This is a genomic window from Rhizobium sp. 01L410, assembly GCF_056400165.1.
The window spans coordinates 1-25,993 of sequence record NZ_JBFTST010000021.1; the positions used below are offsets into that span (position 1 = coordinate 1).

28 protein-coding genes and 1 pseudogene are annotated in these 25,993 nt (G+C 61.9%); 15 read left to right on the top strand and 14 right to left on the bottom strand.

Annotated elements, in window-relative coordinates:
• Positions 1-185 precede the first annotated feature (185 nt).
• Together AC1DV9_RS28555 and AC1DV9_RS28560 are read right to left on the bottom strand one after the other, a co-directional pair.
• Entirely contained in the window at positions 186-896 is a 711-nt protein-coding gene (locus AC1DV9_RS28555; RefSeq protein ID WP_477951246.1) for a DNA helicase, read from the bottom strand.
• A 146-nt stretch (positions 897-1,042) separates the two neighbouring features.
• Positions 1,043-1,702: a LysE family translocator gene (locus AC1DV9_RS28560; protein ID WP_477951199.1), complete on the bottom strand. Its 660-nt coding sequence runs from the start codon at positions 1,700-1,702 to the stop codon at positions 1,043-1,045.
• Positions 1,703-1,832: 130 nt separating this feature from the next.
• Here AC1DV9_RS28560 and AC1DV9_RS28565 point away from each other — a divergent pair, with 130 nt between their 5' ends.
• Together AC1DV9_RS28565 and AC1DV9_RS28570 are read left to right on the top strand one after the other, a co-directional pair.
• Entirely contained in the window at positions 1,833-2,522 is a 690-nt protein-coding gene (locus AC1DV9_RS28565) for a helix-turn-helix transcriptional regulator (protein ID WP_477951200.1), read from the top strand.
• A 63-nt stretch (positions 2,523-2,585) separates the two neighbouring features.
• Complete coding sequence (locus tag AC1DV9_RS28570; protein WP_310291512.1) at positions 2,586-3,230, top strand: ThuA domain-containing protein; 645 nt, start codon at positions 2,586-2,588, stop codon at positions 3,228-3,230.
• 29 nt (positions 3,231-3,259) lie between these two features.
• Here the strand turns inward: AC1DV9_RS28570 and AC1DV9_RS28575 are convergent, their stop codons facing one another.
• Entirely contained in the window at positions 3,260-4,039 is a 780-nt protein-coding gene (locus AC1DV9_RS28575; RefSeq protein WP_477951203.1) for an SDR family NAD(P)-dependent oxidoreductase, read from the bottom strand.
• A gap of 153 nt (positions 4,040-4,192) precedes the next feature.
• Between AC1DV9_RS28575 and AC1DV9_RS28580 the strand changes: the two genes are divergently transcribed.
• On the top strand, positions 4,193-5,101 hold the full coding sequence (locus tag AC1DV9_RS28580; RefSeq protein WP_477951204.1) for an AraC family transcriptional regulator: 909 nt from the start codon (positions 4,193-4,195) through the stop codon (positions 5,099-5,101).
• 51 nt (positions 5,102-5,152) lie between these two features.
• On the opposite strand, the gene AC1DV9_RS28585 is transcribed toward AC1DV9_RS28580, so the two are convergent.
• The 5 genes from AC1DV9_RS28585 to AC1DV9_RS28605 all read right to left on the bottom strand — a co-directional run bounded on the left by AC1DV9_RS28585 (position 5,153) and on the right by AC1DV9_RS28605 (position 10,802).
• Positions 5,153-5,644, bottom strand: coding sequence for a histidine kinase (locus AC1DV9_RS28585; protein ID WP_112389816.1), 492 nt, complete (start codon positions 5,642-5,644; stop codon positions 5,153-5,155).
• A gap of 148 nt (positions 5,645-5,792) precedes the next feature.
• A complete protein-coding gene (locus tag AC1DV9_RS28590; RefSeq protein WP_477943192.1) occupies positions 5,793-6,965 on the bottom strand; it encodes a GAF domain-containing sensor histidine kinase in 1,173 nt (390 codons plus the stop codon).
• Positions 6,966-7,175: 210 nt separating this feature from the next.
• On the bottom strand, positions 7,176-9,335 hold the full coding sequence (locus tag AC1DV9_RS28595; RefSeq protein WP_477951206.1) for an autotransporter domain-containing protein: 2,160 nt from the start codon (positions 9,333-9,335) through the stop codon (positions 7,176-7,178).
• A gap of 538 nt (positions 9,336-9,873) precedes the next feature.
• A complete protein-coding gene (locus AC1DV9_RS28600) occupies positions 9,874-10,002 on the bottom strand; it encodes a hypothetical protein (RefSeq protein ID WP_310291523.1) in 129 nt (42 codons plus the stop codon).
• 197 nt (positions 10,003-10,199) lie between these two features.
• Complete coding sequence (locus tag AC1DV9_RS28605; RefSeq protein WP_112389814.1) at positions 10,200-10,802, bottom strand: superoxide dismutase; 603 nt, start codon at positions 10,800-10,802, stop codon at positions 10,200-10,202.
• A 212-nt stretch (positions 10,803-11,014) separates the two neighbouring features.
• On the opposite strand from AC1DV9_RS28605, the gene AC1DV9_RS28610 reads away from it, so the two are divergent.
• The 4 genes from AC1DV9_RS28610 (at position 11,015) to AC1DV9_RS28625 (ending at position 15,327) form a co-directional block, all read left to right on the top strand.
• Complete coding sequence (locus tag AC1DV9_RS28610; protein WP_112517269.1) at positions 11,015-11,344, top strand: hypothetical protein; 330 nt, start codon at positions 11,015-11,017, stop codon at positions 11,342-11,344.
• Between the two features lie 210 nt (positions 11,345-11,554).
• The gene (locus tag AC1DV9_RS28615) at positions 11,555-13,081 is read left to right on the top strand and encodes a hypothetical protein (protein ID WP_477951208.1); all 1,527 of its coding nucleotides are present in this window, start codon (positions 11,555-11,557) and stop codon (positions 13,079-13,081) included.
• 78 nt (positions 13,082-13,159) lie between these two features.
• On the top strand, positions 13,160-14,521 hold the full coding sequence (locus AC1DV9_RS28620; RefSeq protein WP_477951210.1) for a hypothetical protein: 1,362 nt from the start codon (positions 13,160-13,162) through the stop codon (positions 14,519-14,521).
• Complete coding sequence (locus tag AC1DV9_RS28625; protein WP_477951212.1) at positions 14,518-15,327, top strand: COG3904 family protein; 810 nt, start codon at positions 14,518-14,520, stop codon at positions 15,325-15,327. Before AC1DV9_RS28620 ends, AC1DV9_RS28625 begins: the two co-directional genes overlap by 4 nt.
• Before the next feature lie 34 nt (positions 15,328-15,361).
• On the opposite strand, the pseudogene AC1DV9_RS28630 reads toward AC1DV9_RS28625, so the two are convergent.
• The 4 genes and pseudogenes from AC1DV9_RS28630 to AC1DV9_RS28645 all read right to left on the bottom strand — a co-directional run bounded on the left by AC1DV9_RS28630 (position 15,362) and on the right by AC1DV9_RS28645 (position 17,327).
• Positions 15,362-16,014 (bottom strand): annotated as a pseudogene (locus AC1DV9_RS28630) (pyridoxamine 5'-phosphate oxidase family protein).
• 172 nt (positions 16,015-16,186) lie between these two features.
• Positions 16,187-16,516 carry a GCG_CRPN prefix-to-repeats domain-containing protein gene (locus AC1DV9_RS28635; protein WP_112389808.1) on the bottom strand — a complete coding sequence of 110 codons (330 nt, stop codon included), beginning with the start codon at positions 16,514-16,516 and terminating at the stop codon, positions 16,187-16,189.
• 90 nt (positions 16,517-16,606) lie between these two features.
• Positions 16,607-16,753, bottom strand: a complete 147-nt coding sequence (locus AC1DV9_RS28640; protein ID WP_477951213.1) for a hypothetical protein — start codon at positions 16,751-16,753, stop codon at positions 16,607-16,609.
• Between the two features lie 223 nt (positions 16,754-16,976).
• On the bottom strand, positions 16,977-17,327 hold the full coding sequence (locus tag AC1DV9_RS28645; RefSeq protein WP_477951215.1) for a nuclear transport factor 2 family protein: 351 nt from the start codon (positions 17,325-17,327) through the stop codon (positions 16,977-16,979).
• Between the two features lie 172 nt (positions 17,328-17,499).
• Here AC1DV9_RS28645 and AC1DV9_RS28650 point away from each other — a divergent pair, with 172 nt between their 5' ends.
• A complete protein-coding gene (locus tag AC1DV9_RS28650) occupies positions 17,500-18,726 on the top strand; it encodes an MFS transporter (protein ID WP_477951216.1) in 1,227 nt (408 codons plus the stop codon).
• A 70-nt stretch (positions 18,727-18,796) separates the two neighbouring features.
• Positions 18,797-19,330: a GNAT family N-acetyltransferase gene (locus AC1DV9_RS28655; protein ID WP_477831425.1), complete on the top strand. Its 534-nt coding sequence runs from the start codon at positions 18,797-18,799 to the stop codon at positions 19,328-19,330.
• A gap of 28 nt (positions 19,331-19,358) precedes the next feature.
• Here the strand turns inward: AC1DV9_RS28655 and AC1DV9_RS28660 are convergent, their stop codons facing one another.
• Positions 19,359-20,246, bottom strand: coding sequence for a branched-chain amino acid aminotransferase (locus AC1DV9_RS28660; RefSeq protein WP_477943180.1), 888 nt, complete (start codon positions 20,244-20,246; stop codon positions 19,359-19,361).
• A 230-nt stretch (positions 20,247-20,476) separates the two neighbouring features.
• Between AC1DV9_RS28660 and AC1DV9_RS28665 the strand changes: the two genes are divergently transcribed.
• The gene (locus AC1DV9_RS28665; protein ID WP_477951218.1) at positions 20,477-21,517 is read left to right on the top strand and encodes a zinc-dependent alcohol dehydrogenase family protein; all 1,041 of its coding nucleotides are present in this window, start codon (positions 20,477-20,479) and stop codon (positions 21,515-21,517) included.
• A gap of 127 nt (positions 21,518-21,644) precedes the next feature.
• Positions 21,645-22,712 carry a patatin-like phospholipase family protein gene (locus AC1DV9_RS28670; RefSeq protein ID WP_477951220.1) on the top strand — a complete coding sequence of 356 codons (1,068 nt, stop codon included), beginning with the start codon at positions 21,645-21,647 and terminating at the stop codon, positions 22,710-22,712.
• Here AC1DV9_RS28670 and AC1DV9_RS28675 read toward each other — a convergent pair.
• A complete protein-coding gene (locus AC1DV9_RS28675; protein ID WP_477951222.1) occupies positions 22,709-23,593 on the bottom strand; it encodes a LysR family transcriptional regulator in 885 nt (294 codons plus the stop codon). The two genes, AC1DV9_RS28670 and AC1DV9_RS28675, sit on opposite strands and share 4 nt — an antisense overlap.
• 77 nt (positions 23,594-23,670) lie before the next feature.
• Between AC1DV9_RS28675 and AC1DV9_RS28680 the strand changes: the two genes are divergently transcribed.
• The 4 genes from AC1DV9_RS28680 to AC1DV9_RS28695 all read left to right on the top strand — a co-directional run bounded on the left by AC1DV9_RS28680 (position 23,671) and on the right by AC1DV9_RS28695 (position 25,975).
• Positions 23,671-24,297, top strand: coding sequence for a cysteine hydrolase family protein (locus tag AC1DV9_RS28680; RefSeq protein ID WP_477951224.1), 627 nt, complete (start codon positions 23,671-23,673; stop codon positions 24,295-24,297).
• A 36-nt stretch (positions 24,298-24,333) separates the two neighbouring features.
• The gene (locus AC1DV9_RS28685) at positions 24,334-24,783 is read left to right on the top strand and encodes a cupin domain-containing protein (protein WP_477951226.1); all 450 of its coding nucleotides are present in this window, start codon (positions 24,334-24,336) and stop codon (positions 24,781-24,783) included.
• 163 nt (positions 24,784-24,946) lie between these two features.
• Positions 24,947-25,717 (top strand): trans-aconitate 2-methyltransferase, encoded by a 771-nt coding sequence (tam, locus tag AC1DV9_RS28690; protein ID WP_477951228.1) that lies wholly within the window; start codon positions 24,947-24,949, stop codon positions 25,715-25,717.
• A 48-nt stretch (positions 25,718-25,765) separates the two neighbouring features.
• Positions 25,766-25,975, top strand: a complete 210-nt coding sequence (locus tag AC1DV9_RS28695) for a hypothetical protein (protein ID WP_477951230.1) — start codon at positions 25,766-25,768, stop codon at positions 25,973-25,975.
• Positions 25,976-25,993: the final 18 nt, after the last annotated feature.

The following is a 25,993-nucleotide window of genomic DNA, read 5'->3' on the forward strand; positions in this document are numbered from 1 at the left end:
CTGTTCGGGTCCAATGGAACGGCGGACGGAGACCCAGGCTCTCCCACGGGCTTGGTGTCCCAAAGGTGCATCGGTCTTCCATCCGCCACCGCGATAGGCATTACAGCCTCGATAGCGGATAAAGGGAAGTTACAAAGGTGCCCGAAGGGCGGATGAGGGGGCTGCTGGCACATAGGGAAATAGTGCTAAGCCGCCCGGAACTCGATCGCCCCGTTGTTTACGAAGCATGCCTTGTTGAACAGGCCGAGATCCAGCGGGTTCGGCAACCGGATATCGGTCATATCAGGGCACGGCTTCACCGCCGGATCGTAGGAGCGGTCGATCTGCGAGATGAAGACGATGATGAGGCCTCTTTCCTGCGCGAAAGCCTTCAGCGTCCGCACCTGCGTCATCAGATCCGGCTTGTCCCGCCGCTGGTCGAGGATCTGCAGGTAGTCGATGACCACGAGCGTGCCACGCGCGGCGGATGCCAGACGGCCGGCGATGTAGTCGGCACTGATCGCCTCGGACGTATCGAACTCGAAGAGCGCCTTGTAGCGCTCCCAATCGGCACCGATCATGCGGAAGCGGTCGAGGACGTCCCTCCCCGTATATTCCAGCGTGAAGAAGGCACTGCGATGACCCGATTTCATCGCCTCGACGGCAAGCTCCAGGCTTATCAGCGTCTTGCCGTGGCCGGGACGAGCGCCGAGGAGGACAAGATCACCGGGGCTGAGGCGGGCGAAGAGTTCGCTTGCCGGCATGGCCTCCGCCAATCGCGCGGATAACAGGCTCCAGCCCGAAAAGCCTTCCCTGGCGGCGATCCGGTCGAGCGCTTCGTGCAGGGGGATGTTCTCCTCGCGGGAGAGGAGCTTTGCCTTTCGTTTCAGGCGATAGACAGGTGCAGACAGTTTCATCATAAACCTCCTGATGCGGGCAATGGCTGCATTCCCTCCTTATGCGTGGTGCCCGGACAGTGGGTTCGATGATCAGATGCCCTGCATGATCGATACTTTCCCTTCGGAGGGGGGAGGCACGGGCCGCGCCAGAATCAGATCATAGCTCAATTGCCGGCGCCGGAGAATTGGACTTCCGTCTCCCAGCCATGCCACGCCGTCAGGACCGCAACGACGATCAGCAGTGCTCCGGCAACGCGGCCAACCATGATGGTGACGCCGGGATTGGCGATCAAGAGGGTGCGGCTGCGGTCGGCGGTGAAGGCGACAGCGCCGTAGATGGCGAACTGGGTGGCGAGCGTCATCAGGCCCATGATCACACCCTGCACCCAAATTGGCCCGTAGACCGGCTTCAGGAATTGCGGATAGACGGCCAGCATGAAGAGATAGGCCTTGGGATTGATCAGGCAGGTGATTGCGCCCTGGCGGAAGGCGCGCCAATCGGTGCGCACCGCACCATCGCCGACCTCGTTGACGGTGATCGAGCTGCGGATCAGCGTGAAACCGATCCAGACCATATAGGCGGCGCCGATGAAAAGCAGCGGCGCGAAGAGCGATGGCAGCAGGCTGGCGAGAATGCCGACGCCGATTGCGCCGTAGAGCGAATGCACCGCCCCGCCCGCCATGATGCCCGCCGTTGCCGCCATGCCGCGGGCGCGGCCGCCGGTCAGCGAATTGGCGAGCACGAAGAGCATGTCCATGCCGGGAACGATGATGATGCCGAAGAGAAGCGTGAAATAGAGCCAGAGGTTTTCGCTATATGTCATGTCAGTTGCCCGTTTGCTGTTTGGCGGCAGAATTTCGCCCTCCGCCTTTGATTTCAACCCGATAAGCAACTGCTATACGCAAGGGCAACTGACAGTGTATTGTCAGGAGCGTTTCAAACGAGCGGGTAAAATGCGCAAGGCATCGCGGCTTTTCGAGATCATCCAGATTCTCCGGCTTTCCAGGAAGCCTATGACGGCGCAGGTGATGGCCGACCAGCTCGAGGTGACGGTACGCTCCATCTACCGCGATATCGCGGCACTACAGGCGATGCGCGTGCCGATCGAGGGCGGGCGCGGCATCGGCTATATCATGCGCCCGGGTTTCGACCTGCCGCCGCTGATGTTTTCGATCGAGGAGATGGAGGCGATCGTGCTGTCGCTGGCGCTTCTCGACCGCACCGGCGACAGCGAGCTGAAACAGGCGGCCAGGCGCGTCAACCAGAAGATATCGGGCGCTGTTCCCGGCCCGCTCCGGCAGGCGATGGAGAACAAGGCGCTCTATGCCTGGGGCTCGGTGGCGCAGCCGCCTGCCGGTTTCGATCTCGGCATGGTCAGGCGGGCGATCCGCGACGAGGAGAAACTGTCGCTCGACTATCGCGACGAACTCGGACGCGCCACCGAACGCGTCGTCCAGCCGATCGCGCTGATCTACTATTCTCAATACGCAAACATCGTCGGCTGGTGCGAACTGCGACAGGCAATCCGCAATTTCCGCAGCGACCGTGTCGCGCATTGCGAGAGCGCTGCGGCCTTCTTCCGCGGCGACGGCGACCAGCTGCGCGAGGAATGGATGCGCGGCTGGGCCAATCCTCCGGCCTGACATCAGACGATCTTCGCCCTATGTTGCCCTGAGATTTTGAGGAATCAGCATGGGAGCGGAGGAATGCGCAAGGCAATCGTCGTCTGGGGCGGATGGAAGGGACACGAACCGGAAGAATGCGCCGGTGTGGTCGGCGACATCCTGCGGAAGAACGGCTTTTCCACTGAGGTGACCGGCGATCTAGGCATCTTAGGCTCACCCGATATCGCCAAAGCCGATCTGCTGGTGCCCATCATTACAGGCGAGAGGCTGGAAAAGGCGCATGCCGATGCGCTGGTCGAGGCGGTGCGCGGTGGGCTGGGGCTCGGCGGGCCGCATGGGGCGCTGGCGACTTCCTTCAAAGAAAGCGCGCCCTTCCGCTATGTCTCCGGCGTCACCTGGGTTTCGCACCCCGGAAATATCATCGATTTCCGCGTCAACATCACCAAGCAGAACGATCCCATCGTAGAGGGCATTCCCGACTTCGACTATCGCTCTGAGCAATATTACCTGCACTACGACCCGACCGTCGAAGTCCTGGCGACGACGACCTTCAGCGGCGAGCACGACGAAGCGGCGCGCAATGTGGTGATGCCGGTCGTCTTCAAGCGGCATTTCGGACAGGGCCGCGTCTTCTACTCGGCCCTCGGCCATATCGCGGCCGAATACGAGCACACAGATATGCGCGAGATCCTGCGGCGCGGGCTGCTGTGGGCGGCGCGCGGCTGAGTGGCTAGCCACAGCCACGCGCCTTGATGTCAGAGATTAGCGCCGCCGGAGACTTCGATGCGCTGGCCGTTGACCCAGCGGTTGTCGTCAGAGAGCAGCGAGGCGATCATCGGGCCGAGATCGTCGGGCAGGCCCGGGCGCCCGAGCGCCGTCGTATCGGAGACCATCTTGTTATAGGTCGGGTTGTCGCGAACGACGCCACCGCTGAAATCGGTCTGGACGGCGCCGGGAGCGACCGTGTTGGCGGTGATGCGGCGGGGGCCGAGTTCCTTGGCGAGATAGCGGGTGAAGACCTCGATGGCGCCCTTCACCGAGGCGTAAGCGGAAATGCCGGGCACGGTGAAGCGGGCAAGGCCGCTGGAGATATTGATGATGCGGCCGCCGTCATTCATCAGCGGCAGCAGCTTCTGCGTCAGGAAATAGACACCCTTGAAGTGGATGTTGACGAGCTCGTCGAAGGCCTCTTCCGTCGTCTCTGATATCGGCGCGTGGTAGCTGTTGCCGGCATTGTTGACGAGATAGTCGAAACGATCGGTTCCAAGCGTCCGCAACACCTCCTTCACCTGTTCGACGAAGGCGTTGAAATCGCTTACGCGGCCGGTATCCAGCTGGAAGGTGAAAGCCCTGGCGCCGAGCGCCTCGATCTCGGCAACGGCAGCATCGGCTTCTGCCCGATTTGCACGGTAGGTGAAGATCACATCGACGCCGCGCCTTGCCAGGTTGACGATGGTATTGCGGCCGAGACCGCGGCTGCCGCCGGTGACGATTGCGATCTTGTGCTTTGAATTCACTTGCGTTTCGCTGGGCATCTTCGCATTCCTCTGTTGGATGGGATGCTCTGACGGTAGGCCCGAAACGGCTTTCTGTTGATGCCGGAACTCTCGAATTTCTTGCCTATTCCTCCAAGCCAGTTGCGGGAGGCGCCTCTGTGGCGCATACCTTCAGGCAAGGAGTTTCTTTCCATGCTGACACCCTTGAGACATGCCATTCTCGATTATATCGACCGTCTCGCGGGCGATGCCGAGGGACGCTTCCAGACGCCGGTCCCTGCACTCTCCGTCTCGCGCGTCAGCCAGCCTGTCATGCCGCGCCACATGATCTACCGGCCGACGATCTGCGTTGTCGTGCAGGGCGCCAAGCAGATCATGGTCGGCGACCGGGTGTTCGATTATCACGAGATGCAGTCGCTGGTGGTAACCTTCGAAGTGCCGGCGCTCGGGCAGATCACGCAAGCCAGCAAGGAGGCACCCTATATCGGCCTCAACATCGATTTCGATGTGGCGATCCTGCGCGAGGTGATGGAGGCGATGGAAGAGCCGCCGCGCCCGGCCGGCGAAGGCGCGGCCGGAGTGTTCGTACAGGATTTCGACGGCGTGCTGGCCGATTGCGTGCTGCGCCTCGTGCGGCTGACGGAGACGCCGAAGGCGATCCCGGTGCTCTATCCGGCGATCATGCGCGAGATCTGCTACTGGCTGCTGACGGGGCCGAACGGCCGCGAGGTCTGCAAGCTGGCACTGCCCGGCAGCCACGCAAGGCGGATGACCGATGCGATCAACCTTTTGCGCGACAATTTCACCGCGCCCATGCGCATCGAACAGCTGGCAGCGGCAGCCCGCATGAGCCCCTCCTCCTTCCACCAGCATTTCAAGGAGATGACGGCGATGACGCCGCTGCAATATCAGAAGAACCTGCGCCTGCTCGAAGCGCGCCGGCTGATGGTGGCGGATGGCGCCAGCGTTGCGACGGCGGCCTATGAAGTGGGCTATGAAAGCGCCTCGCAATTCAGCCGCGAATATGCCCGCACCTTCGGCACGCCACCGAAGCGGGATGTCACCGAGATCAAGGCGATGCCGTTTCAGGCGGTTGCCTGATGCCGTCTGGAACAGGCGGATGCTCCATAGAGAAGCATCCGCCTGTCGCACTTACTCAGCAGCCTTCAGCGAGCTGATGATACCCTGCAGTTCGGAAGCATGCGCTTCCTGGGTGCCCTGGGAGCCCCAATAGGTGATGACCAGGAGCTTTCCGGCTTTCGGCGACAGCAGCGACAGGCCGACATTGACGGCGCCGTCGTCGTCCTTGCCGGTCCAGTCGAAATTGGTCATGTCCATGCCGTTGATCTGCTCATCGGACTTCTTCTGGGTCGAACCGTCGATCTTGACGCCGTTCTTTTCAAGGAAGGCGACGGCATCGTCGATGACCTTGTCGGTCGTCTTTTCGTCGGCAATGTCGATCGAGAGGTAGATGGCGGAGTCTGCCGAGGTCGCCTGGATGCCGGTATCGGTTTCTTCAGGGTTCCAGGCGTCGGGGATGGCAATTTCGGCGATCGGCGCGTCGCTTGGAAATTCAAGCGTCTTGGCCTGGCTGATGCCGGGCAGCAATGCGGCCAGAACGACGCCTGCAAGCAAGATTTTCATGGGTAGTGTCCTCTTTGGAAATTGGGGCAACAAGCCATAACGCTTTAGCATTAACGCAATTTGGAATGACCAGCGCCAAGGCGCCGCTTTCGGGCTTGTGCCCAAAAATGGTCCGGCGGCCGGGAACGATCCGGATCGGCGGCAACGCTCAGCGCAGTGGCATGCGGAAGGTGAAGCGCGTTTCGGCAGGCGAGGAATCGACCGTCAGCGTGCCGTCATGCGATTTGGCAATCTCGGATGCGATATAGAGGCCGAGGCCCAGCCCCTCCTGGTTCGGCATCGCGGAAGCGCGGACGAAGGGCTTGAAGAGATGCGCGCGCGTCTCCTCGGGAATTTCGTTGCCGGGATTGTACACGCTGAGTTCCAGCATATTGCCTGTCACCGCGCCACGAACGGTGATGGAGCCATCGCCGTCGCCGTGAGTGATGGCATTGGCGAGCAGATTGGACAGAAGCTGCCCGATCCGGCCCGGATCGCATTTCGTGACGACGTCGGGGAGGACCGCATCGATCTTGCGATCGGGAAAAGTGGAGACGATTTCGTTGAGCACCTGCGCCAGAACGGGCTTCAACGCTACCTTTTCCATCGGCCGGACAGGAACGCCGTCGCCCAGACGGCCCCGGGCAAAATCGAGCACATTGTCGATCAGCGCCGACATGCGGCGAATGCTGCCTTGCACCAGCTCCACGATATGTGCGGAGCTTTCGTCTGTCGCCGTCTTGCCGAGCCTTCTGACGCCCGCATCGATCGATGCCAGCGGGTTTCGCAGATCGTGGCCGAGCACGGCGATGAACTGCTCCCTCAGCGTCGTATCCTGCTGCTGATCCGCGAGCTCCGACGCAGACCGTTCAAGCCGCTCGAGCGCATCGAGGTGAAAGGCAATCATCTGTGCAAACAGTGTGAACATGCCGATGACGGCAGGCGTATTGAGCTTGTTCGGCTTCGGATCGATCGCGCAGAGTGTCCCGAAAAAGCGGCCATCCGGCAAGACGATGGGGATGGAGATATAGCTCTGCAGACCATACATCGCCGGCGTGTGGTGGCTGGCATAGAGCGGGTCTTCGGCGACATTGTCGATCACGACGGCCTGCCGGTGCTGGCGTATCTCGTGGCAAATCGTCGTTTCGAGCTTGAGCTCGCCGCCGGGCTTCAGCCCGAACGCAACATTGTCCTTCACGCTGCAGGCTATCCAGCGCTCTTCGGTGACACGGGCCACCGCCGCAAAGCCCATCCCCGTTGTCATGCATACGACATCGAGAATGCTCGGAACTGCGTCAATGGACTGGATGGCTTCTACAGAGGATTCAACAGTATCGAACACGACCGTTCTCGTTTTACATCAGCTGCAAACCTAGGGCTTTTGCGCGAAAAGTCATCCCCTCGCAGAATGCGACAGAAAGCGGCGGCGCGGCCATTTCGGCAGTGCGCATTTCACGACTTTCCCTGCATATCGCACCCATCAGCGTCCAAACGAAAACACCCGGCGCCGATGACGCCGGGTGTGTCTTGTTCAGGACTATCGAGGCAATGATCAGAACTTGACGTTCCAGCCGGAGCGCAGCCAGACGTTCGGATCGTCGCCTTCGGTGGTGACGTTGATGCCGAGGGAGGCGGTGCCGCCTGCGACGTCGAACTCGGTGCCGATGGCGCCGCGCAGCCAGAGCTGCTTGACGTCTTCGCCGTCGAATTCGAAGGCCGAAAGGCCGACGATCTGGCCGCTGGTGCCCGCCGTGGTCTTCTCGAAGCGGTAGTCGGCTTCGGCGCGGGCCGTCAGGCGGACGGTGTCTGTCACGTCATGGATGAAATCGACGCCGATGCGGGCGACCGTCGAATGGTCGTTGACGGAATCGAAGGCCGACGGGAAGGAGCCGCCCTCTTCCGTGTAGCCGTCCATATGCGAGTGAGCGTAGGTCAGGCTGGCATAGGGCGTCAGCTTGGTGCCTGCGATCGTCGCCGCGTTCAGCCAGTCGAAGCGGATCTTGGCGCCGTAGGTATCGACGTCGGTTTCGCCATGCGAGAAGTCCATCGCCGCGCCATTCATATAGCCGCGGTGGATGTTCATCCGGCCAGTCGAATAGTAGCCGCCGATCGTCGCATAGACGTTGCTGCTGCCGAGCGCGATGGTGGCTTCAGGCGACATGTAGAAGGCCGCCTGATGGAAGTCGCCGCCGGTCTCGATATCCTGCTTGGTGTAGAGACCGCCGCCGGCAAAGCGGGCGGTGACGCCTTCTGCAAGACCGTAACCGAAGGTCACGTCGCCGATGCCGACGCCGCCGTTCGAAACGCGGCTGTCGTCATAGCCGATGTCGGAGGTGAAGGCGACGGAACGCTGGCCGAGGCCGAGCAGATCGCGCATCGGCTCACCGTGAGCACCTTGGAGAACGGTGTTGGCATAGCCGAGACCGACCTGTGCGGAGGGCTTGGCGACCAGGGTCGCGCTATACTGCTGGACATTGATGATGCCGGAGGTGGGGCCGGGCGTGTCGCCATCGCCTGTGTTCGGAGTATCGCCATTGCCGGTGTTCGGGGTGTCACCATCGCCGGTGTTCGGGGTGTCGCCGTCGCCAGTGTCCGGAGTAACCACGCGGGCGATGTACGTGCCGCCGTTCTGCGTATCGCCGACGATGATCTTGCCATCTTCGGAAACGCCGGTCGCCGTTCTCGTGGGATCGTTGCCGATACTGACACCATTATCTCTCAGCCACTGCACAACGGTCTTCGATGTGCCATCAGCCCAGCGGAATGCGTGGTAATCGTCCTGCCCCAAGTCGACCTGACCGACGATCACCGATCCGTCGCCACTGACAGCATTGGCGACGGAATAATGGCTGTCAAAGCCATCAATATCCACCACGCCGTGGGCTTCAGTCCAGCGGAACGCGTGGGTGGTGTCCTGAAAGGGTTGGAAGGAGCCGACGATGACCGAACCATCATTGCTGGCAGCGGATGCAGTGGACCAAAGCCCGAGCCCAGGGAAAGTGCCAAGATCGTTGACTACCCGGCCTCCGTCCGTCCATCTTACGGCATATCTATAAGAGAAACCGTCGCCGGCTTCTCCGACAATAACCGTTCCGTCACGGCTTATGCCATTGGCTCTGGTCGTTTCAAGGAGATCCTGCCCGTCAAGATAGACCTTGTCGCCCCCGTCCCAACGGATACCGCGCCCGTTGCCTCCAGAGTTGAAATAGCCGACGACAATGGAGCCGTTGCCACTGACACCAGTTGCGGTGGATTGATTGCTAACGGGGGTATAAAGCGGTTCAATGACACCGTTGGTCCAGCGCACGGCATGCATGTTCCCCACACTGTCGGTAGAACTGCCAACAATGACCGAACCGTCGTCATTGACGGCAAGAGCCGTTGTGTTGGGAACCACCGGCGTTGTCGCTGCAACAGGAAGGGCGTCTAGCATATTCAACGCATCATCGCCGTCCCAGCGAAAAGCATAGGATTGAGTCGTCATAGACAGCGTGCCGATGACAACTTTTCCATCGCCGCTGATGCCTGCGCTAGAAAACGTGCTACCATTCAAATAAATGGTCGGGATCGGGTCATTGCCGCTACCCGCGCGTGCCGCGCCCATTCCGGCAGCCAGCAATGCGGAAGAGAAGACCAGGGTCAGCGCCGAGGTTTCCAGAAGGCGCCGCGCCGTGGTTCCGGCGTTTGACCGGTATGTGATGTTCGTCATCATTGTTAAAAGCTCACCCTGCTTTTTCAATTGCTTAAAAAGGAAATACTGTGCATGCCGCCGCGCAAAACGGGCGGCCGGACAGCTTTCGAGCAAGCCGGAAAGCACCTGTCAATAAGGTTGCAATTCAGTGCGCACTTTACAAAAAGTTGCTTTTTTAGCGCAATTTATGCGCTAGAACCCCTTGCAACCTGAGGCCGCGCAGCCTCATTCAGAACATGATTAAAAACTTTAATCAGCTTCGAAATGGCGCATCACGCCGGGCGGTCATTTAACCAAATACCAAAAAAGGTCCGGATGCCGGGCAGCAGGAAAGCGCCAGGAGACCCTCCGTCGTGCCGGTAGGACGAAATGTAAAGGAATTGCTGCGTGTGAGTCGCCGGCCGGGCATGACGATCACCCGCCGCACTATCGCTGGCGCCGTTGAAAATACCGGGTCTTCCGTGGAGATTGCAATGTTCTGCGGGGCGCGGCCTGGCGCGCGCAAACATCGCTGCCGTCAGCGACGGCAGCGATGTTGATTGGCGTCGCTCTGCGCCAATTACTTCTTCTTGACGTCGCTTTCGCTCGACTTCACCTGCGAGCCGAGAGCGGGAGGGGCCTTGGCTGCCACTTTGTCCTTCTTCGGCTTGCGTGTCTCTTTGTTGCTGCGAACCTGACCCTTGGCCATAATTTGCTCCTCCGGTTGAAACCCTAGCTAGCAGCCTATTCGCGGAAAATTGCAAGCGGCTCCAGCATGTTCGCGGGAGCGGAAACAGAAAATCCTGTCCGGAGCGCTGACACCCGCCGCGGCGGGCGCACCTTGCGCAAACAAAACACCCGGCGCTTTCGCACCGGGTGTCTTCAAATCCGTTCTGTCCGAACCGATTACTTCGTGGCTTCTTCGTAGCGCTCCAGGACGTAGTCCCAGTTGATCAGGCTGTCGACGAAGGCTTCGAGATACTTCGGGCGGGCGTTGCGGTAGTCGATGTAATAGGAGTGTTCCCAGACGTCGACGCCAAGGATCGGGGTGGCGCCGTGGACGAGCGGGTTTTCGCCGTTCGGGGTCTTGGAGATTTCGAGCTTGCCGTTCTTGACGGAAACCCAGGCCCAGCCGGAGCCGAACTGCGTGGCGCCGGCATTGGCGAAATCAGCCTTGAACTTGTCGTAGCCGCCGAGATCGGAGTTGAAGGCCGCTTCGAGCTTGCCCGGCAGCTTGTTGCCGCCGCCGCCCTTCTTCATCCACTTCCAGAAATGGACGTGGTTGTAATGCTGGGCAGCATTGTTGAAGAGGCCGGCATTGGTGCCGAACGACTTCTTGACGATTTCTTCGAGCGAGAGATCGGCCAGACCTGCTTCAGCCGCGAGCTTGTTGCCGTTGTCGACATAAGCCTTGTGGTGCTTGTCGTGGTGGTACTCCAGCGTTTCCTTCGACATGAAAGGCGAAAGCGCTTCGTAGTCGTACGGGAGTGCGGGCAATTCAAAAGCCATGGTAAGTCTCCTCTTGGCAATGGGTTGCGTGATCGGCAGGTGAGGCGGAACATAGGAGCGGAACCTGCCAGTGGCAACGGCGGAAACATCAAAAAAGGCAGCCTCAGAGGAAAAATTGCCTTGATTGCGGGCTTGGCTTTGAGGGGTAAAATCACCGATGATGCACAGACAAACCCGAACGATACGCCACAGCGAACCGAACGAGGCCCCTGATGCAGAGGAATAAAATCCGCCTTTCCGTCGCCCTTTTGCTGCCGCTTTGCGCCGGCAGCGCTCTCGCCTCCTCCGACGACGCCTGGAAGGATTTTGCCGCCGATGTCGAAGCCAAGTGCAAGGCGGCCGCCACCGTCTCGATCGACGAGGCACGCGCCGTCGTCGATCCCTTCGGCAGCGAACATTACGGACTGGCGCTGGTGACCGGCCGGCCGAAGGGCGCCAACGGCTTCGTCACCCATATCTGCGTCTATGACAAGCAGTCGAAGGCCGCCGAGATCGGCAGCGAGCTGCAGACCGACAAGCTGAACCTGCTGCCGGAAGAATAAGCAGCGCTCGCTGCCCGTCCAAATCTTAAAAAACTGTTGATTTCATCGAACGGTGCTTTGACAGGCGGCGGGTTTGCGGTCCTAGATGCGCTACAAGTTATCCGGGCAAAGATCGTTAGAACAACCTTTGATAGGACGAACTTAATTAGCGTGAATTGATAATTCGAAACTGCATTTTGACATCGATCTTTTGGGGCGCGAGTGATGGTCATGAGTTTTTTCCGCCGAGGCGACGAGCCGGGCAAGACGGATATCCGCACGAACAGCCAGGCCTACCGGCCGGCCTCCATCACCGAACAGCCGATGACGCCGCAGGCAACGGCGCCGCAGCCCTACCAGATGCCAGAGATCAACGAGTTCCAGGCCTTCGGATCGGTGCTCGAGGAAAACCAGCGCAATTCCAAGGAGCTGATAGCGGGGCTTTCCGCATTGCAGGACCGCGTGACCACGCTTCTCGGCGCCCATGACCATTCGCTTTCCGAGACCGGACGGCTGCAGGCCGAATGCGCCCGCATCAGCTCGCTGCTGGACTACGAGAGCGGCGCGAGACGCAAGGCCGACGAGGACAATGCGCGGCTTGCCGCCGAGAACAAGGACATCCGCACCGCAAACGGCCAGTTCCGCATCGAGATCGAAGCGGTGCGCGAAGAGCTGACCAAGCTGCAGAGCGTGCACGGCATCACCTGCGAGGAATTTTCGATCATCGAGACGCGGCTGCTCGACGCCGAGCGCGAGCTTGCCGGACGGATCATGCAGTTCGACGAAGCCTCGATGCTTCTGAAGCGCGCGCAGCAGGAGCTCGACAGCCGCAGCCGCGAACTGTCCGCCACGCGTGAAAAGCTCGATCTGGAAACGACGGCACACCAGCTCTTGACCGAAACGTCGCGCCGCGAAAGCGCCGTGCATGCCCGCGACATCGCGCGGCTGACGGAAGAGCGCGGTCACCTGAAGAGCAATCTGATGGCGCAGGAAGCGCTGGTTTCCAACCTGCAGACGGCCGTCGCCAGCCTGAAGCAGGAACTGTCACTGGTCGAGGAGCGCCACAAGCGCGCCGAGGTCGAGCTGCATACGGTCACCACCTCTTCGGCACTCGAGATCGCCCATCTGACGACCAAGAGCGACGCCGTCGGTTCCAAGGCCGAGCTGGTCGAGAAGCTTTTGATCACCGCCAATGGCCGCAACAAGATGACCGACGAGGAGCTGCAATCGGCGCGCGGCGAGATGAAGCGGCTGAAATCGGAACTCGCGGCCACCATCTCGCGCGCCGAGCGCGTCGAGGAAGAGCTGCGCCGCGCCCGCATGAGCGGAACCGAGAGCGAGACCGCCCGCCGCGAGCTTTCCGCCTATAATAACGAACTGACGGTGAAGCTGCGCGAGGCGGAAAGCCTGCGCACGCGCCGCGACCGGGAAGCCGACGCCATGCGGCGCGATCTCGACACCCGCATGGACAGCGACCGCCACGAAATCGGCCAGCTGCGCACCAGCCTGGAGATCGCCAAATCCGAGATCCGCCAGCTGCGCGCCGAACGCGCCATCCTGAACGGCCAGCTGGAGGTCGCCCGCGGTGACAGGTCTTCACCTGCTGCGTTCGACGAGCCCGAGGATGTGCGCATGCCGGCAGCCACCTTCTCGCCGCTGATCGACATCTCCGAGAAGTCGCTACGCTCTTCGGGCGATAGCTTTGGCGGTGAGCGGGAATTCTCCGGCGAGCCAGCGCGGGTACCGCCAGCGGAGTAAGCGCCCGCTCATTTTGAAGGCCTTGTTTTCGCCGGGATTTTAAGGGTTTCTTAAGAGGATACCAGCCGGAGGAATATCATGGCGCTTGGCGCATCTCACCGCCTGCACGACGGCATCGAAGCCGTGGAAACGATGACGCGCTTTGCGCTGGCGGTTCTGGCGCTCGCATCCGGCGTCTATACCTATCTCGGCGTGCGCAGCCTGCTCGACGGTTCGCCGACCTCCACCTTCTTTGCGGCGCTGATCTATTCGGCTGCGGTTTCGGTGGCGATCTATGCCTTCTGGACCTATCTCGCCCGCTTCTACCCGCATGTGACGACGGTGGCGGCGCGCACGGCTCTGCTCTGCATCATGGCGCTCGGCTGCGCGATGATCATCGCCATGGCGAGCTGGCTGAACGCGGCAGCTCTTGCGGGTTCGGCAGCACTCGAACAGCATCTGGCCGAAACGCTGGAGGACTACACCGGCAATCTCGACCGGGCGCACCAGAATGCGCTGGCGGCGCAAAGCCTGCTGCCCGATATCCAGCGCACGCAGGAACGCTTCCAGCGGCTTGCCGATCAGGAGCGCGAGACCGGCGCGCTGACCGGCACCACGGGTGCCGGCAGCGTCGTGCAGCTCCTGTCACAGATGGCCTCGCAGCTGACCGAACTGCAGAACAACATCAATGCCTCGCGCGAGCGCGTCACCACTCTTTTCGATGACGGGCGCAAGCATCTGGAAACCATGCGCACGCTGGTTTCGGCGCCCGGTGCCATCGACGAGCGCGCTGACCAGTTCGCAGCCGAAGTCGTGACGCTGACCGGCGTCATCACCTCGCTGGAGCAGACCTCGATCGCACCCTCCGTCAAGCGCGCCGCCGAGGACCTGTCGCTCGGCTTCATCGCCCCTGTCGCCGATGGCCGCGAGGTCGATCTCGCCAATCGGCAGGATCAGGTGATGGAGACGATCCGCTCCTCCGTCGCCGCGCAATCGAAAGTGCTGTCGCAGGCTGCCGACCAGATCCTCGCTCGCGAGCCTGTCGGCGAGCGGCGCTTCGTGCCGCTGTCTTCGGCCGAAGCCGTGCTGCGCTATGCCTCGGACTTCATCCCCAGTTGGGCGGGCGCAATCTCGATCGACCTTCTGCCCGGCGTGCTGGTGCTGATGCTGTCGGTCGCCCACGGTGCCCTGCGGCGGCAGGAGCAGAGCATGCCCTTTGCCGAGCGGATCACCGCCGCCGAGCTTCTTGAGGCAATCGAGGTTCAGCGGGCGCTGCAGGCGCGCGGCATCGATATCGAGGCCGTCGTTGCCCGGGCGGAAGCCAAGGCCGCGGCGAAGGCGGATGGGCATGCCGAAGCGGCGTCCGAAGCGCATGCTGCCGGGGAACATGAGCCAGAACCCTCCAACGTCACCAGCCTCGACCTGCCGGGCAAGCCACCGCGCAAGGGTCCGCAGACATGAAGATCGAAGCGGCAGGCGAGCAGATAAAGCGCAGGCTGCTTGCCACCGACGACTCGACGCTGCCGCGGCTGGTGCTGCATGCGCTGATCGCCGCCGCCGTCGCCTTTCTGGTGATCGACTTCCGCGATCTCAGCATCGCCAATGCCACGTTGCCGGTCTTCGATCCGTCCGCCCCTGACGGCATTCCCGTCCTTCCGCCAGCGCTGACCGATGGCGAGCCCGAAAACCCGCCTGCCGAAATCACCACCAGCGCCGAGCTGCTGAAGCAGCCGATGACATTCGAGCTTCAAGCAGGCGGCATTCTGCTGGCGCGCGGCGCGATCGAATACGGCGCCGCCGGCCGTTTCCAAAAGGAGATCGAGGCGCGTGGCGAATATGTGAAGACGGTATCGTTGGATTCGCCGGGCGGCGCGGTCGGCGATGCGCTCGCCATGTCGAAGCTGATCCGCGAGCGGAAGATCGGCACAACGGTGGCGAAAGGCGCGCTCTGCGCCTCCTCCTGCCCGATCATTCTTTCCGGTGGCGTCAGCCGCAGCGCCGATGACGGCGCGGTGATCGGCGTGCATCAGGTCTTCAACGGCACGAAAGAAAAGTTGTCGCCCGAGCGTGCCATGTCGGATGCGCAGCGCACCACCGCCGATGTCACCCGCCATCTCGACGCCATGGGCATCAAGCCTGGCCTCTGGATCCACGCGATGGAAACCCCGCCGGACCGGCTCTATTACCTGAAGCCCGCCGAGATGAAGGAATTCGCGCTGGTGACAACCCCTGAAAAGGTCAGCGCGGCTGCCGCGAAGGTGAAGTGACCTCGAGGCCGCGGCCCGCCAGAATGTCCCGGCGCTAGTAGAGCGTCCTCTTGTAGTCGGCTTCGAGATCGTCATCGATCTTGCGCATTGCCGACGCGTCGGCAGGAGCCCCGGTCGTTTCGTCCAGAATGATCTTCACCAGCGAGGGCATTCCGCTGCGGTCCTGGAAGTGCTCGGGGTTCCACAGATGCGAGCGCCGGAACGCCTTTGCGCAATGCATGAAGGCTTCACTGACGGTGACCACGATTGCGAGTTTCGGCACACGATCGTTAACGCACATGCTCTTGAGCAGGCCGGGGTCCCGCGAGAGAGTGGCGGTCCCGTTCACCCGCAAAGTGTCGTCAAACCCCGGGATGATGAACAGCAATCCGACATTTGGATTGGCCAGAATGTTGACCAGCGTATCGAGGCGATTGTTGCCCGGACGGTCCGGTATCGCCAAGGTGCGCTCATCCAGGATCTTGACGAAACCGGCAGGGTCGCCGCGCGGGCTGACATCGGCGCTGCCATTCGAACTCTGTGTGCCGATGCAGAGGAACGGCGAGCGGCGGATAAATTCCTGCGCGTGCCGGCCCAGCGTGTTCTGGCACTTCTGTATGGCGAGAGAGCATGGGTCGGCTCGAACAGGCCCCGAAGTGCCTCTTCGTCTCTGATGGCAAATTCCGGCTTTGGATTGAATGTTTCCACTGTCTTGCCTCCCCGCGTTTTAGTTGACGTCCGAAATGATGTACGTACCTCATTCTTGAGATACGCTAAACGCCGGTTGTCATCAACAGAGATCAATCGCCGAAGCGTCGCTGAGCTACGAAAACAGAAAACCGGGGCCTCTGCCCCGGTTTGCTATTCGCTTCACTATCGCTCAGTAGCGGTCGTAACGACCACCGCCATCCCAGCCGCGGTCACGGTCGCGGTAATAGGGACGCGGGCGTTCCCAGCCGCCGCCCCAGCCCCAGCGCGGCGGTGGGGGACGGTGCCAGTAGCGGACAGGCGGTGCATAGCGGCGATAGTCGTTGCGGCGGCATTCGCCCCAGCGGGTCATGTGCCAGCCGCGGCCGCAGGCGTAATCCACCTTGGTCACATCGGATGCGGCGGCATTGTCCACGGCAAGCGGCGCAACCGGCATTGCTTCGGCTGACAGTGCCGAAAGGCCTCCGATAACGAGCGCTGCTGCCAGCGTGATGATCTTCATTGCGGTTCTCCAAAAATCCAGCCAGGCGAGAGATTTAGCCCCCTGCCCTGAACCGGCGATGAACCCGCCGTTCATGCAAAATGTGGCGGATCAGGGCCGGTGCGCCTGCACCAGTCTGGAGGTCTTTTCCGGCTGGATTTCCGGCCACTTGCTGTTTGGCGCCGGCGCCGTGCCGATCGCAGAAATCGACACCACGATCGCCGTCACGGCCGAGAAGAGCACAAGTGCATAGGTCATAGCTTCCGATCCTTCGAGGTTGGTTCCCAGCCACCCCGGCCGCAAACTGCTCTGGGAGGATGAATCAAAGGCTAAGCAACATGGTTAAACCCACGTGTTTTTCCCGTTAATGGACAGGATGGGGATGGCACGGCGGGCCCGGCGCTTTCGGAACCGGTCCTGTCCGCCGTGAATTGTCCCCAGGCAAGATCTGAAAAACGGCCGGCGATCGCAGTATTCGTCGTCATCGATCATTGGCCTCACGTCCGAAATAAACATCGACCGAGACGATCTTCCCGCCCTTGAAGCGGAAGCTTTCCATGTTGTGGAAGGCGGAGCCGTCGTTTTTGACGGCGCGATAGCGGATGGCGGCTTCGTCGCCGGAGATGGTGAGGTACTCGATCTCGATGGCGCGGAAGGCAGGCGGCTCTGGCCAGCAGCGGTCGAAATAGGCGGCGCGGCCGATATGATCGTCTCGCGGGCTGGAAAAGGTGAAATCATCCGACAGCATCGCGCCGACGATATCCTTGTGGCCTTCGAGATAGGCGGCGAACAGGGCGCGGATCATCTGCTCTCGATCGTCCGTCACACTCATCGCAAACCTCATCCTTTTTCCGGTTTCGATTTGCAATCAGTTTATAGCGGAAACCAGTGAAAGCCGCAAACGAGCAGACGGTTCGGGCGCTATCCGTCCTTGGCACCGCGATAAGCCGGGCGTAGGCTGCCCGCTCCCCAAGGCTCCCGAAGACGCATAGAGAACCCCTGATATGGCCGACACCCCGATGAACGCAGCCGACGCCGCGGCCGGGTCCGTTTACTGGAAACGCAACCTCGCCGTCTCGCTGATCGGCTCGTTTACGACGATCGTGGCGATGACGCTGCTGCTTCCCTTCCTGCCGCTCTATGTCGAGGAACTCGGTGTCCGCGATCATGCGGCGATCGTCCAATGGTCGGGTATTGCCTATGGCGCGACCTTCTTTGCCGCCGCGTTCGTGGCGCCGCTGTGGGGCAGGCTCGGCGATATCTATGGGCGCAAGCTGATGCTTGTGCGCGCCAGTCTGGGCATGACGATCGCCATTTCGCTGATGGGCATGGCGGGAGACGTCTGGCAGCTGGTGGCGCTCCGCCTCTTCGTCGGCTTGGCCGGTGGCTATTCCTCCGGCTCGATGGTGCTGGTGGCGACGCAGACGCCGAAGGACCGTTCGGCCTGGGCGCTCGGCATGCTGTCATCAGGCATCATGGCCGGCAATCTCGTCGGCCCACTGATCGGCGGGGCACTGCCGCCGCTGATCGGCATCCGCGGCACATTTCTGGCCGCCGGTGCCTTCATCTTCCTGGCGTTCCTCGGCACCGCTTTTCTGATCAAGGAGGAGAAGTCCCCCGCCCGCAAGCAGGCCGCCAAGGCCAGTGGCGGCTGGCGCTCGATCCCGGACAAGGGGCCGGTTATCGCCATGCTTCTGACCGGCATGCTGCTGATGCTCGCCAACATGTCGATCGAGCCGATCATCACCGTCTATGTCGCAGATCTCGTCACGGATCAGGCAAGCGTGACGATGATCGCAGGCGTCGTCATGTCGGCAGCGGCGCTTGGCAGCATCCTCTCTGCCTCGCGGCTCGGAAAGCTCGCCGACCGCATCGGCCACTGGCCGGTGATCGCGGGCGCGCTGGCGGTGGCCGCGGTTCTGCTGATCCCGCAGGCCTTCGTCACCAGCGCCTGGCAGCTGATCATCCTGCGCTTCCTGATGGGGATCGCCCTCGGCGGGCTGCTGCCCTGCATCTCGGCGGTGATCCGCCACAGCGTGCCAGATAGCGCGGCAGGCAGCATTCTCGGCCTCTCGGTCTCATCGCAATATGTCGGCCAGGTGGCCGGGCCGGTGCTCGGCGGTTTCGTTGGCGGCCATATCGGCATGCCCTCGGTGTTCCTGGGAACCTGTGTCCTGCTTGCCGCCGGTGCCGCCTTCACGTGGATTGTGAAGCCAAAAGACGAAAACTGAGACTATCGTTTGCAACTCCCGGCGCTATGATTGCGTTTCAGAACGGAACCGCATGCAACGGGAGAAGCGCTTGCAGCAGATATTCGTCACCGACCGTCTCATTTTGCGTCCGCGGACGCTGGCCGACCTCGATGACTGTATGGCGATGGACCGCGACCCCGAGGTGACGCGCTATATTCCCGGCCCCTGGGCCGATCCGGACGCGCACAGGCGCTTCGTCATCAACCGCATGGAAAGCGATTTCGGCGAAGGTCTCGGCTACTGGTCGATCTTTGCCAAGACCGCGCCGAAGCAGTTTCTCGGCTGGGTGATGCTGATCCCCTACGACACGATCGGACCCGACATCGAGATCGGCTGGCGGCTGAACCGCCATGCCTGGGGCCAGGGCTACGCGACGGAGGCCGCGCGCCCCGTGCTCGACCACGGCTTCGAAACGCTGAATCTGCCACGCATCGTCGCCAACATCTTTGCGGGCAACGATGCATCGATCAAGGTGGCCGAGAAGCTCGGGATGACGTTTCTCAGTGACGAGGTTTCGGACGGCCTGCCCTGCAAGGATTATGGAATCACGCAGGATGAGCGTGCGCGGATGCTGACGGTGTGACAGAGCGCCGTTGAGGGTGGAGCGGGCGCTACTCCCCGCTCGCCGTCCGCCCATAGGCCCAGTTCATATAAAGCTCCAGCGCCTTGCGCGTGACCGGACCTTCCTGGAAATCGCGGCCATCGAGCCTGACGACGCCGACGACCTTGGAGTAGTTGCCGGAGGTGAAGATCTCGTCGGCACCCATGAAGTCTTCGACCGAGAGCGTGGTCTCGCGGACGTCGAAACCCGCCTGGCGGAGCAGGCCGATGACGCGGGCGCGAGTGATGCCGGCGAGGAAGGTGCGGTTAGCGACCGGGGTGAACACCACGCCATCCTTGACCATGAAGACGTTCGAGGAAGCCGTCTCGACGACATTGCCGTTTGTGTCGCGCATCAGCGCGTTGTCGAAGCCGCGCGCGCGGGCTTCGGCGATGGCGCGGCCGGAATTCGGGTAGAGCGAGCCAGCCTTGGCCTCGGTCATCGCCGTCTCCGGCGTCGGGCGGCGGAAGGGCGAGACGGTGATCGACGAGCCGCCATGGCCGCCCATCGGCGCTTCGAAGAGGCAGAGCACGAAACGGGTCGATTCCGGATCGGCGGTGACGACGCTGAACGGCGCACCATGCTCGGCCCAGTACATCGGCTTGATATAGATCGGCGTCTTGCCGTCGAACTTCTTGATGCCTTCCCAGGCGAGCGCCTCGATTTCCTCGGGCGTCTTGGTCGGCTTCAAGCCCATGTTGACGGCCGAGCGGTTGATGCGCTGGCAGTGCTGATCGAGATCGGGCGCGATGCCATCAAACCAGCGGGCGCCGTCGAAGACGGTGGAGCCGAGCCACATGGCGTGCGAGGTCGGGCCGATCAGCGGCGGATTGCCGCTCAGCCACTCGCCATCGACATAGGTCCAGGTGGTGGAACGGGGCGCTGTGTTGACGGCCATTTTTCTTCTCCTCAAACAAGTTGCAGAAGCAAAATCCTTCCAAACTGGCGGGGTCAAGGAGAAACTATCGCTCAAAAAGCGGACGCAAGAAAATGGCGCATGCGCTTTCCCCGCCGCAACAATCCGTCTCCGCCCTTCACGCCTATGCGATGGATCGATCAGCAAAAATGATGGAAAGCGAGGCGCGCGCCGTGCCATCATAGGGCCGGATTCGAACGCGGGAGAACACCATGAAAGCCATGTATTACGACGCCTTCGGCAAGCTGCCGGAGATCCGCACCGTGGCCGATCCCTCGCCTTCGGAAGACGGCGTCGTCATTGCCGTCGGCGCCACCGGGCTTTGCCGCAGCGACTGGCATGGGTGGATGGGGCACGACCCCGATATCCGCCTGCCGCATGTGCCGGGCCACGAGCTGGCCGGCAAGATCGTCGCCACAGGCAAGGGCGTGATGCGTTTCAAGGTCGGCGACCGGGTGACCGTGCCCTTCGTCTCGGGCTGCGGCCATTGCGGCGAGTGCCATTCCGGCAACCAGCAGGTCTGCCCGAACCAGTTCCAGCCGGGTTTCACCCATTGGGGCTCGTTCGCCGAATATGTGGCGATCGACTATGCCGAGACCAACCTCGTGCATCTGCCTGAAACGATCGACGATGCGACGGCCGCCAGCCTCGGCTGCCGCTTCGCCACCTCCTTCCGCGCCGTGGCCGATCAGGCCCGCACTGGACCCGGCGAGTGGATCGCCATCCACGGCTGCGGCGGCGTCGGCCTTTCGGCCATCATGATCGCGGCGGCCCTCGGCGCCAATCCGATCGCTATCGATATCTCGGACGAGAAGCTCGCCTTTGCGCGCGAATGCGGCGCGGTGGCGACGGTCAATGCGGCCACGGTGGGCGATGTGCCCGAGGCAGTGCGCGAGATCACAAAAGGCGGCGCGCATGTCTCCATCGATGCGCTTGGCCATCCTGTCACCTGCTTCAACTCGATCAAGAACCTTCGGCGGCGCGGGCGGCATGTGCAGATCGGCCTGATGCTCGGCGACCATTCGACGCCTCAGATCCCGATGGCGCAGGTGATCGGCCACGAGCTGGAGATCTACGGCAGCCACGGCATGCAGGCCTGGCGCTATGACGCGATGCTGGCGATGCTTTCGGCCGGCAAGATCGCGCCGCAGAAGCTTATCGGCAAGCGGATCAGCCTCGCCGATGCCGTGCCCGCCCTCGCCGCGATGGAACGGTCGGAAGGGCTCGGCATCAGCGTGATCACGCAATTCTAGGCGTGCCGCAACGGCACAGTCGAAGCGCAATCGTTAACTATTTATTGGTGTATTTAGTCGAGTTGCAATTTATAATACATGAAGCATAATCCCTTCTGCCCGGAATGATTTCGGAGCGGAGGGGAACATGACGGTTCGTTTTATTCTATCGATCGATGGCGCCGGCATCCGCGGCCTCATTCCTGCACTTGTGATCGCCGAGCTTGCCAAGCGCCTGAAGGACCTTGCCATGCATGAGGCCTTCGACCTGATCGGCGGCACCTCGACCGGCGCCATCATCGCCGCCGGACTGACCTGCCCGAACCCCAAGAACAAGAAGATCGCCGCCTGCACGCCTGCCGATCTCGTCAAGCTCTATGCCGACGAGGGCAAGGACATCTTCTATTCCAAGATCATCGCCCGCATCCTCAATATCGGCGGATGGCAGGAGGAGCGTTACGATGCGACGGCGCTGGAGGAGAAGCTCCAGGCCCGTCTCGGGGCCAACACGCTGATTGCCGACGGACTGACGAAGGTGCTGATCACCGGCTATGACATTCACCAGCGCGAAGCCGTGTTCATGACCAATTGCGATATGGAGAACGCCAAGTTCCGCTTCTGGGAAGCGGCGCGCGGCTCCTCTGCCGCACCCACCTATTTCGAGCCGGCACTGGTCGAGAACCTCGGCAAGCCGGCCGGCGACGCGCAAAGAAAGATCCCGCTGATCGATGGCGGCGTGTTTGCCAACGATCCGGTGCTGGCGGCCTATGTCGAGGCGCGTAAGCTCTGGCAGGCGGCGGATGACAGCTTCGTCGTGCTGTCGCTCGGCACCGGGCGGCAGAACCGCAAGATTCCCTATCAGCAGGCCAAGAACTGGGGTGCCTTCGGCTGGATCAACCCGCAGAACGGCACACCGCTCATCTCGGTGCTGATGCAGGGACAGGCAAGCACGGCGGCCTATCAGGCGAACAAGCTGCTGAACCCCAAGGGCGCCAGGCTGAATACCGAAGGCTCGACAGACATGAGCTTTGCGAAACCCGAGACCCTTGCCTATTTCCGTATCGACGGCGCGCTTCAGGGCGCCAACGACGATCTGGACGATGCCAGCACGACGAATATCGAGCAGCTGAAGGTCGTGGCCGAGCGGTTCATCACCGGCAATAGCGCGGTGCTGGATGCGGTCGTGAAGCGGATCAAGGCGGAGAAGAAGCGCTAGAGATCGCCAAGGCCTGCAAACAGGATGGCCAGACGCTCCCATATGGCGCTGACCCTTGGCACGCCCATCAGGCCCGATGGCGCCAGCATCCACAGCTCGCGGCCCGGCATGACAGCGCCGAAATCAATCTCGACAAGCGACGGATATTGCCTCGCCTGAAAGCGTTGCAGCATGACGACGCCCATGCCGTTTGCGGCGGCAACCGCCTGGGTGATGGTACTGCCGGAGCGCACCGAATAGGAATGATGCGCATAGTGCGTTTCGAGCCAGCGGGCCTCGGCGATCAACTGCTCGCTGTCGAGATCGAATCCGATCAAGGGCACGGCCTCGCCTGCCCGCCAGCGGGCAGCCATCGTCGCACTGGCGTAGAAACCGTGCGTGATGGTGGCAACGCGCTTGCCGGTCAGGTCGCTGTCCTTCGGCCGACCGAGACGCAACGCGATATCGGCCTCGCGATGTGCCAGGCTGTGGACGCGAACATCCGTCAGGATTTCGAGCTCGATGCCGGGAAGTCTATCGAGGACTTGGCCGAGATTTGGCGCGAGAAGCAGATCGGCAACCGAACGGATGGTCGTCAGCCGTACGCGTCCGCCCGGCCCCTCCGGCGAGACGACTCGGTCACGGATCGCAGAGGCTGCCGACGCCATCGCCGCAGTCTCTGCCGATATCGATTGCCCCTGCGCCGTCAGCACATATCCATCGGGGCGGCGTTCGAAGAGCTGCGCGCCGAGGCTCAACTCGAGCGCGGATATTCGGCGCGCAACGGTGGCATGGTTGACCTTCAATGCGCGGGCCGCCGCCGACAGGCTGCGATGCCTTGCGAGCGCCGCGAAGAAGCGGAGATCTTCCCAATCGATATCTGTGCGTTTTTGCTCAGCCATTGCGAATAATTAGCGAATATTCGATCACACGGAAAGGCGTTACATCATTCTCCATCTGTAAAACAGGAGATGAACGCATGGCTCCCTTCACCCTTCTTCAGCGCTCCGGCGTCACCGCGAAAGCGGCCGACTGGACGAAAGCAGTTCTCGTCATCATCGATGCGCAAAATGACTATGCAGACGGCAGCCTGCCGCTTTCAGGCGTCGCCGGGGCCACCAAGGAAATCCAGAGCCTGCTTGGCAAGGCCCGCGCTGACGGTGTTCCGGTCGTCCATGTCATCCACCTGTCAGGAGCCGATAGCTGGCTGTTTGCGGCCGGTTCGCATGGCGCCGGTATCATGCCTGCGCTGACGCCTGCCGATGGCGAGCCGATCATTTCGAAGACGCTGCCCAACGCCTTTGCCGGAACCGAACTCCAGGCGACCCTAGCCGCGATTGCTGCGGATACCGGCCGAACGGAACTGATCCTCGTGGGCTTCATGACGCATATGTGCATCGGGGCCACCGCACGGGCTGCCCTCGACCTCGGGCTGCAGGCGACCGTCGTCGCATCGGCCACGGCGACCCGCGATCTGCCGGATCCGCTGGGCAGCGTCATCCCGGCCGACACGGTTCAGCGCACAGCGCTGGCAGAGATCGCCGATCGCTTCGCGACTGTTGTCCCCGACATCTCGGAGGTTGCCAAACCGGCTGCGAAGGTCTAACGGGCTGCCGCAAGAAAAAGAATGAAAGGGACGTTAATGTCCAACTCCAGTGTCAAAAACTTTGCCCAGACGGGCTCCAAGGTGTTTTTCGTTGCTGCCGAGCGCATCGAGCGCACGGTGCGCCTGCAGGGCGCATGGCTGAGCATCGTCGATGTCAGCGTGCCCGCCGGTGTTTCCGGCACCGCGCAAACGATCGGCAGCGAACAAGTGCTGCGCATCATCGAGGGCCGGTTGACGGTCTGGCGGATGACGGATCAGGGCCGCGAGGAGATCGCGGTTTCTGCAGGCGACATCCTTCATATTTCGGCCGGCCAGGCGCATGGCTATTGCAACGACGGGGCCACGGCAGCGGCGTTTTCGGCGATCATCGACAGCGATGCGGCAGGCCAGCTTGCGGCTCCGGCGGAAGCCTCCGGCTCACCGGTGGCAGCACAGCGGATGGGTGCGGCAGCCAATAGCGGAAGCACGCGGATCCGGGCTGCCTGAGCATCTCGAAAGGCGCCGGTAAAGGGCGCCTTTTTTGACTGATGTTCACTGGTTTGTCATCGCAGCGCGCGTATAAGCGGCTCCGGATTGCTGATAGAGATGGCTGGCCCGCGGCGCACTGATCGGCGCTCCGCGCAAAGACATATCAGCAGGAGGTTCCGCCATGGCATGGTCTGCCAGCCAATACGTCAAATTCGAGGATGAACGGACGCGCCCGGCGCGCGATCTCCTGGCCCAGGTGCCGCTGACATCCGTCAGAAACGCCATCGACCTCGGTTGCGGACCGGGCAATTCCACCGAACTGATCGTCGATCGCTATGGTGCGGACAATGTCTCCGGCCTCGACAGCGACGACAACATGCTGGAAGCAGCCCGCAAGCGCCTGCCGCAGACGCGCTTCGAAAAGGCCGATCTGTCCACCTGGCAGCCTTCGGGCGAGACCGATCTGCTGTTTGCCAATGCCGTCTTCCAATGGCTGCCCGACCATCTCGACATCTTCGACCGGCTGATGGACGGACTGGCGCCGGGCGGTGTGCTGGCCGTACAGATGCCCGACAATCTCTCCGAGCCGACGCATCTGGCAATGGAAGAAACCGCCCATGCCGGGCCGTGGAAGGCCAGTTTCGAGAAGAAAAGCGTGCGCCGCAAGCCGCTGCCGCCGGCTTCGACCTATTACGGCCGGCTTTCCGCCAAGGCTGCTCGCGTCGATATCTGGCACACGATCTACAACCACCCGATGGCGGATGCGGCTGCGATCGTCGAATGGCTGAAGGGCACCGGGCTGATGCCCTATCTCGCCCAGGCCGGCGAAGAGAATCGCGAGGCGTTTCTGGCCGATTACCTGGAACGCATCGAAAAGGCCCATCCTAAAATGACCGACGGCCGCGTGCTGCTGCGCTTCCCGCGGATTTTCATGGTGGCGGTGAAGGGCTGATCAGCCCGCTGACGGTTCACCATCATCATCCAGTACGGCATTTCTGCCGTGATTGAAGATGCGCAGGATTGTAACGCTGTCCGCCCGGACAAGGAAGGCGATCGTCGCCTTCCTTTTGAAACCGACTGTGCGCAGACCTGGCCTCATATGGTCGAGACGGCGGCCACGCTCAGGAAACGTCTCGAATTCCTGGCATTAGTCGATGATCTGATTGACGTAAGCGCTGGCGATCCGGTGACCGCCAAATCCGCCAGATAAAGATAGATCTGCTGCAAG

Bases quoted from the DNA above. Each gene is read 5' to 3' on its own strand.
- AC1DV9_RS28560 (WP_477951199.1), bottom strand. From the start codon at position 1,702: ATGACATATAGCGAAAACCTCTGGCTCTATTTCACGCTTCTCTTCGGC.
- AC1DV9_RS28580 (WP_477951204.1), top strand. From the start codon at position 4,193: ATGCTGACACCCTTGAGACATGCCATTCTCGATTATATCGACCGTCTC.
- AC1DV9_RS28680 (WP_477951224.1), top strand. From the start codon at position 23,671: ATGGCTCCCTTCACCCTTCTTCAGCGCTCCGGCGTCACCGCGAAAGCG.
- AC1DV9_RS28645 (WP_477951215.1), bottom strand. From the start codon at position 17,327: ATGAGTGTGACGGACGATCGAGAGCAGATGATCCGCGCCCTGTTCGCC.
- AC1DV9_RS28640 (WP_477951213.1), bottom strand. From the start codon at position 16,753: ATGACCTATGCACTTGTGCTCTTCTCGGCCGTGACGGCGATCGTGGTG.
- AC1DV9_RS28665 (WP_477951218.1), top strand. From the start codon at position 20,477: ATGAAAGCCATGTATTACGACGCCTTCGGCAAGCTGCCGGAGATCCGC.
- AC1DV9_RS28670 (WP_477951220.1), top strand. From the start codon at position 21,645: ATGACGGTTCGTTTTATTCTATCGATCGATGGCGCCGGCATCCGCGGC.
- AC1DV9_RS28625 (WP_477951212.1), top strand. From the start codon at position 14,518: ATGAAGATCGAAGCGGCAGGCGAGCAGATAAAGCGCAGGCTGCTTGCC.
- AC1DV9_RS28660 (WP_477943180.1), bottom strand. From the start codon at position 20,246: ATGGCCGTCAACACAGCGCCCCGTTCCACCACCTGGACCTATGTCGAT.
- tam (WP_477951228.1), top strand. From the start codon at position 24,947: ATGGCATGGTCTGCCAGCCAATACGTCAAATTCGAGGATGAACGGACG.
- AC1DV9_RS28615 (WP_477951208.1), top strand. From the start codon at position 11,555: ATGAGTTTTTTCCGCCGAGGCGACGAGCCGGGCAAGACGGATATCCGC.
- AC1DV9_RS28610 (WP_112517269.1), top strand. From the start codon at position 11,015: ATGCAGAGGAATAAAATCCGCCTTTCCGTCGCCCTTTTGCTGCCGCTT.
- AC1DV9_RS28585 (WP_112389816.1), bottom strand. From the start codon at position 5,644: ATGAAAATCTTGCTTGCAGGCGTCGTTCTGGCCGCATTGCTGCCCGGC.
- AC1DV9_RS28565 (WP_477951200.1), top strand. From the start codon at position 1,833: ATGCGCAAGGCATCGCGGCTTTTCGAGATCATCCAGATTCTCCGGCTT.
- AC1DV9_RS28675 (WP_477951222.1), bottom strand. From the start codon at position 23,593: ATGGCTGAGCAAAAACGCACAGATATCGATTGGGAAGATCTCCGCTTC.
- AC1DV9_RS28600 (WP_310291523.1), bottom strand. From the start codon at position 10,002: ATGGCCAAGGGTCAGGTTCGCAGCAACAAAGAGACACGCAAGCCGAAG.
- AC1DV9_RS28685 (WP_477951226.1), top strand. From the start codon at position 24,334: ATGTCCAACTCCAGTGTCAAAAACTTTGCCCAGACGGGCTCCAAGGTG.
- AC1DV9_RS28595 (WP_477951206.1), bottom strand. From the start codon at position 9,335: ATGATGACGAACATCACATACCGGTCAAACGCCGGAACCACGGCGCGG.
- AC1DV9_RS28555 (WP_477951246.1), bottom strand. From the start codon at position 896: ATGAAACTGTCTGCACCTGTCTATCGCCTGAAACGAAAGGCAAAGCTC.
- AC1DV9_RS28620 (WP_477951210.1), top strand. From the start codon at position 13,160: ATGGCGCTTGGCGCATCTCACCGCCTGCACGACGGCATCGAAGCCGTG.
- AC1DV9_RS28650 (WP_477951216.1), top strand. From the start codon at position 17,500: ATGGCCGACACCCCGATGAACGCAGCCGACGCCGCGGCCGGGTCCGTT.
- AC1DV9_RS28575 (WP_477951203.1), bottom strand. From the start codon at position 4,039: ATGCCCAGCGAAACGCAAGTGAATTCAAAGCACAAGATCGCAATCGTC.
- AC1DV9_RS28605 (WP_112389814.1), bottom strand. From the start codon at position 10,802: ATGGCTTTTGAATTGCCCGCACTCCCGTACGACTACGAAGCGCTTTCG.
- AC1DV9_RS28635 (WP_112389808.1), bottom strand. From the start codon at position 16,516: ATGAAGATCATCACGCTGGCAGCAGCGCTCGTTATCGGAGGCCTTTCG.
- AC1DV9_RS28570 (WP_310291512.1), top strand. From the start codon at position 2,586: ATGCGCAAGGCAATCGTCGTCTGGGGCGGATGGAAGGGACACGAACCG.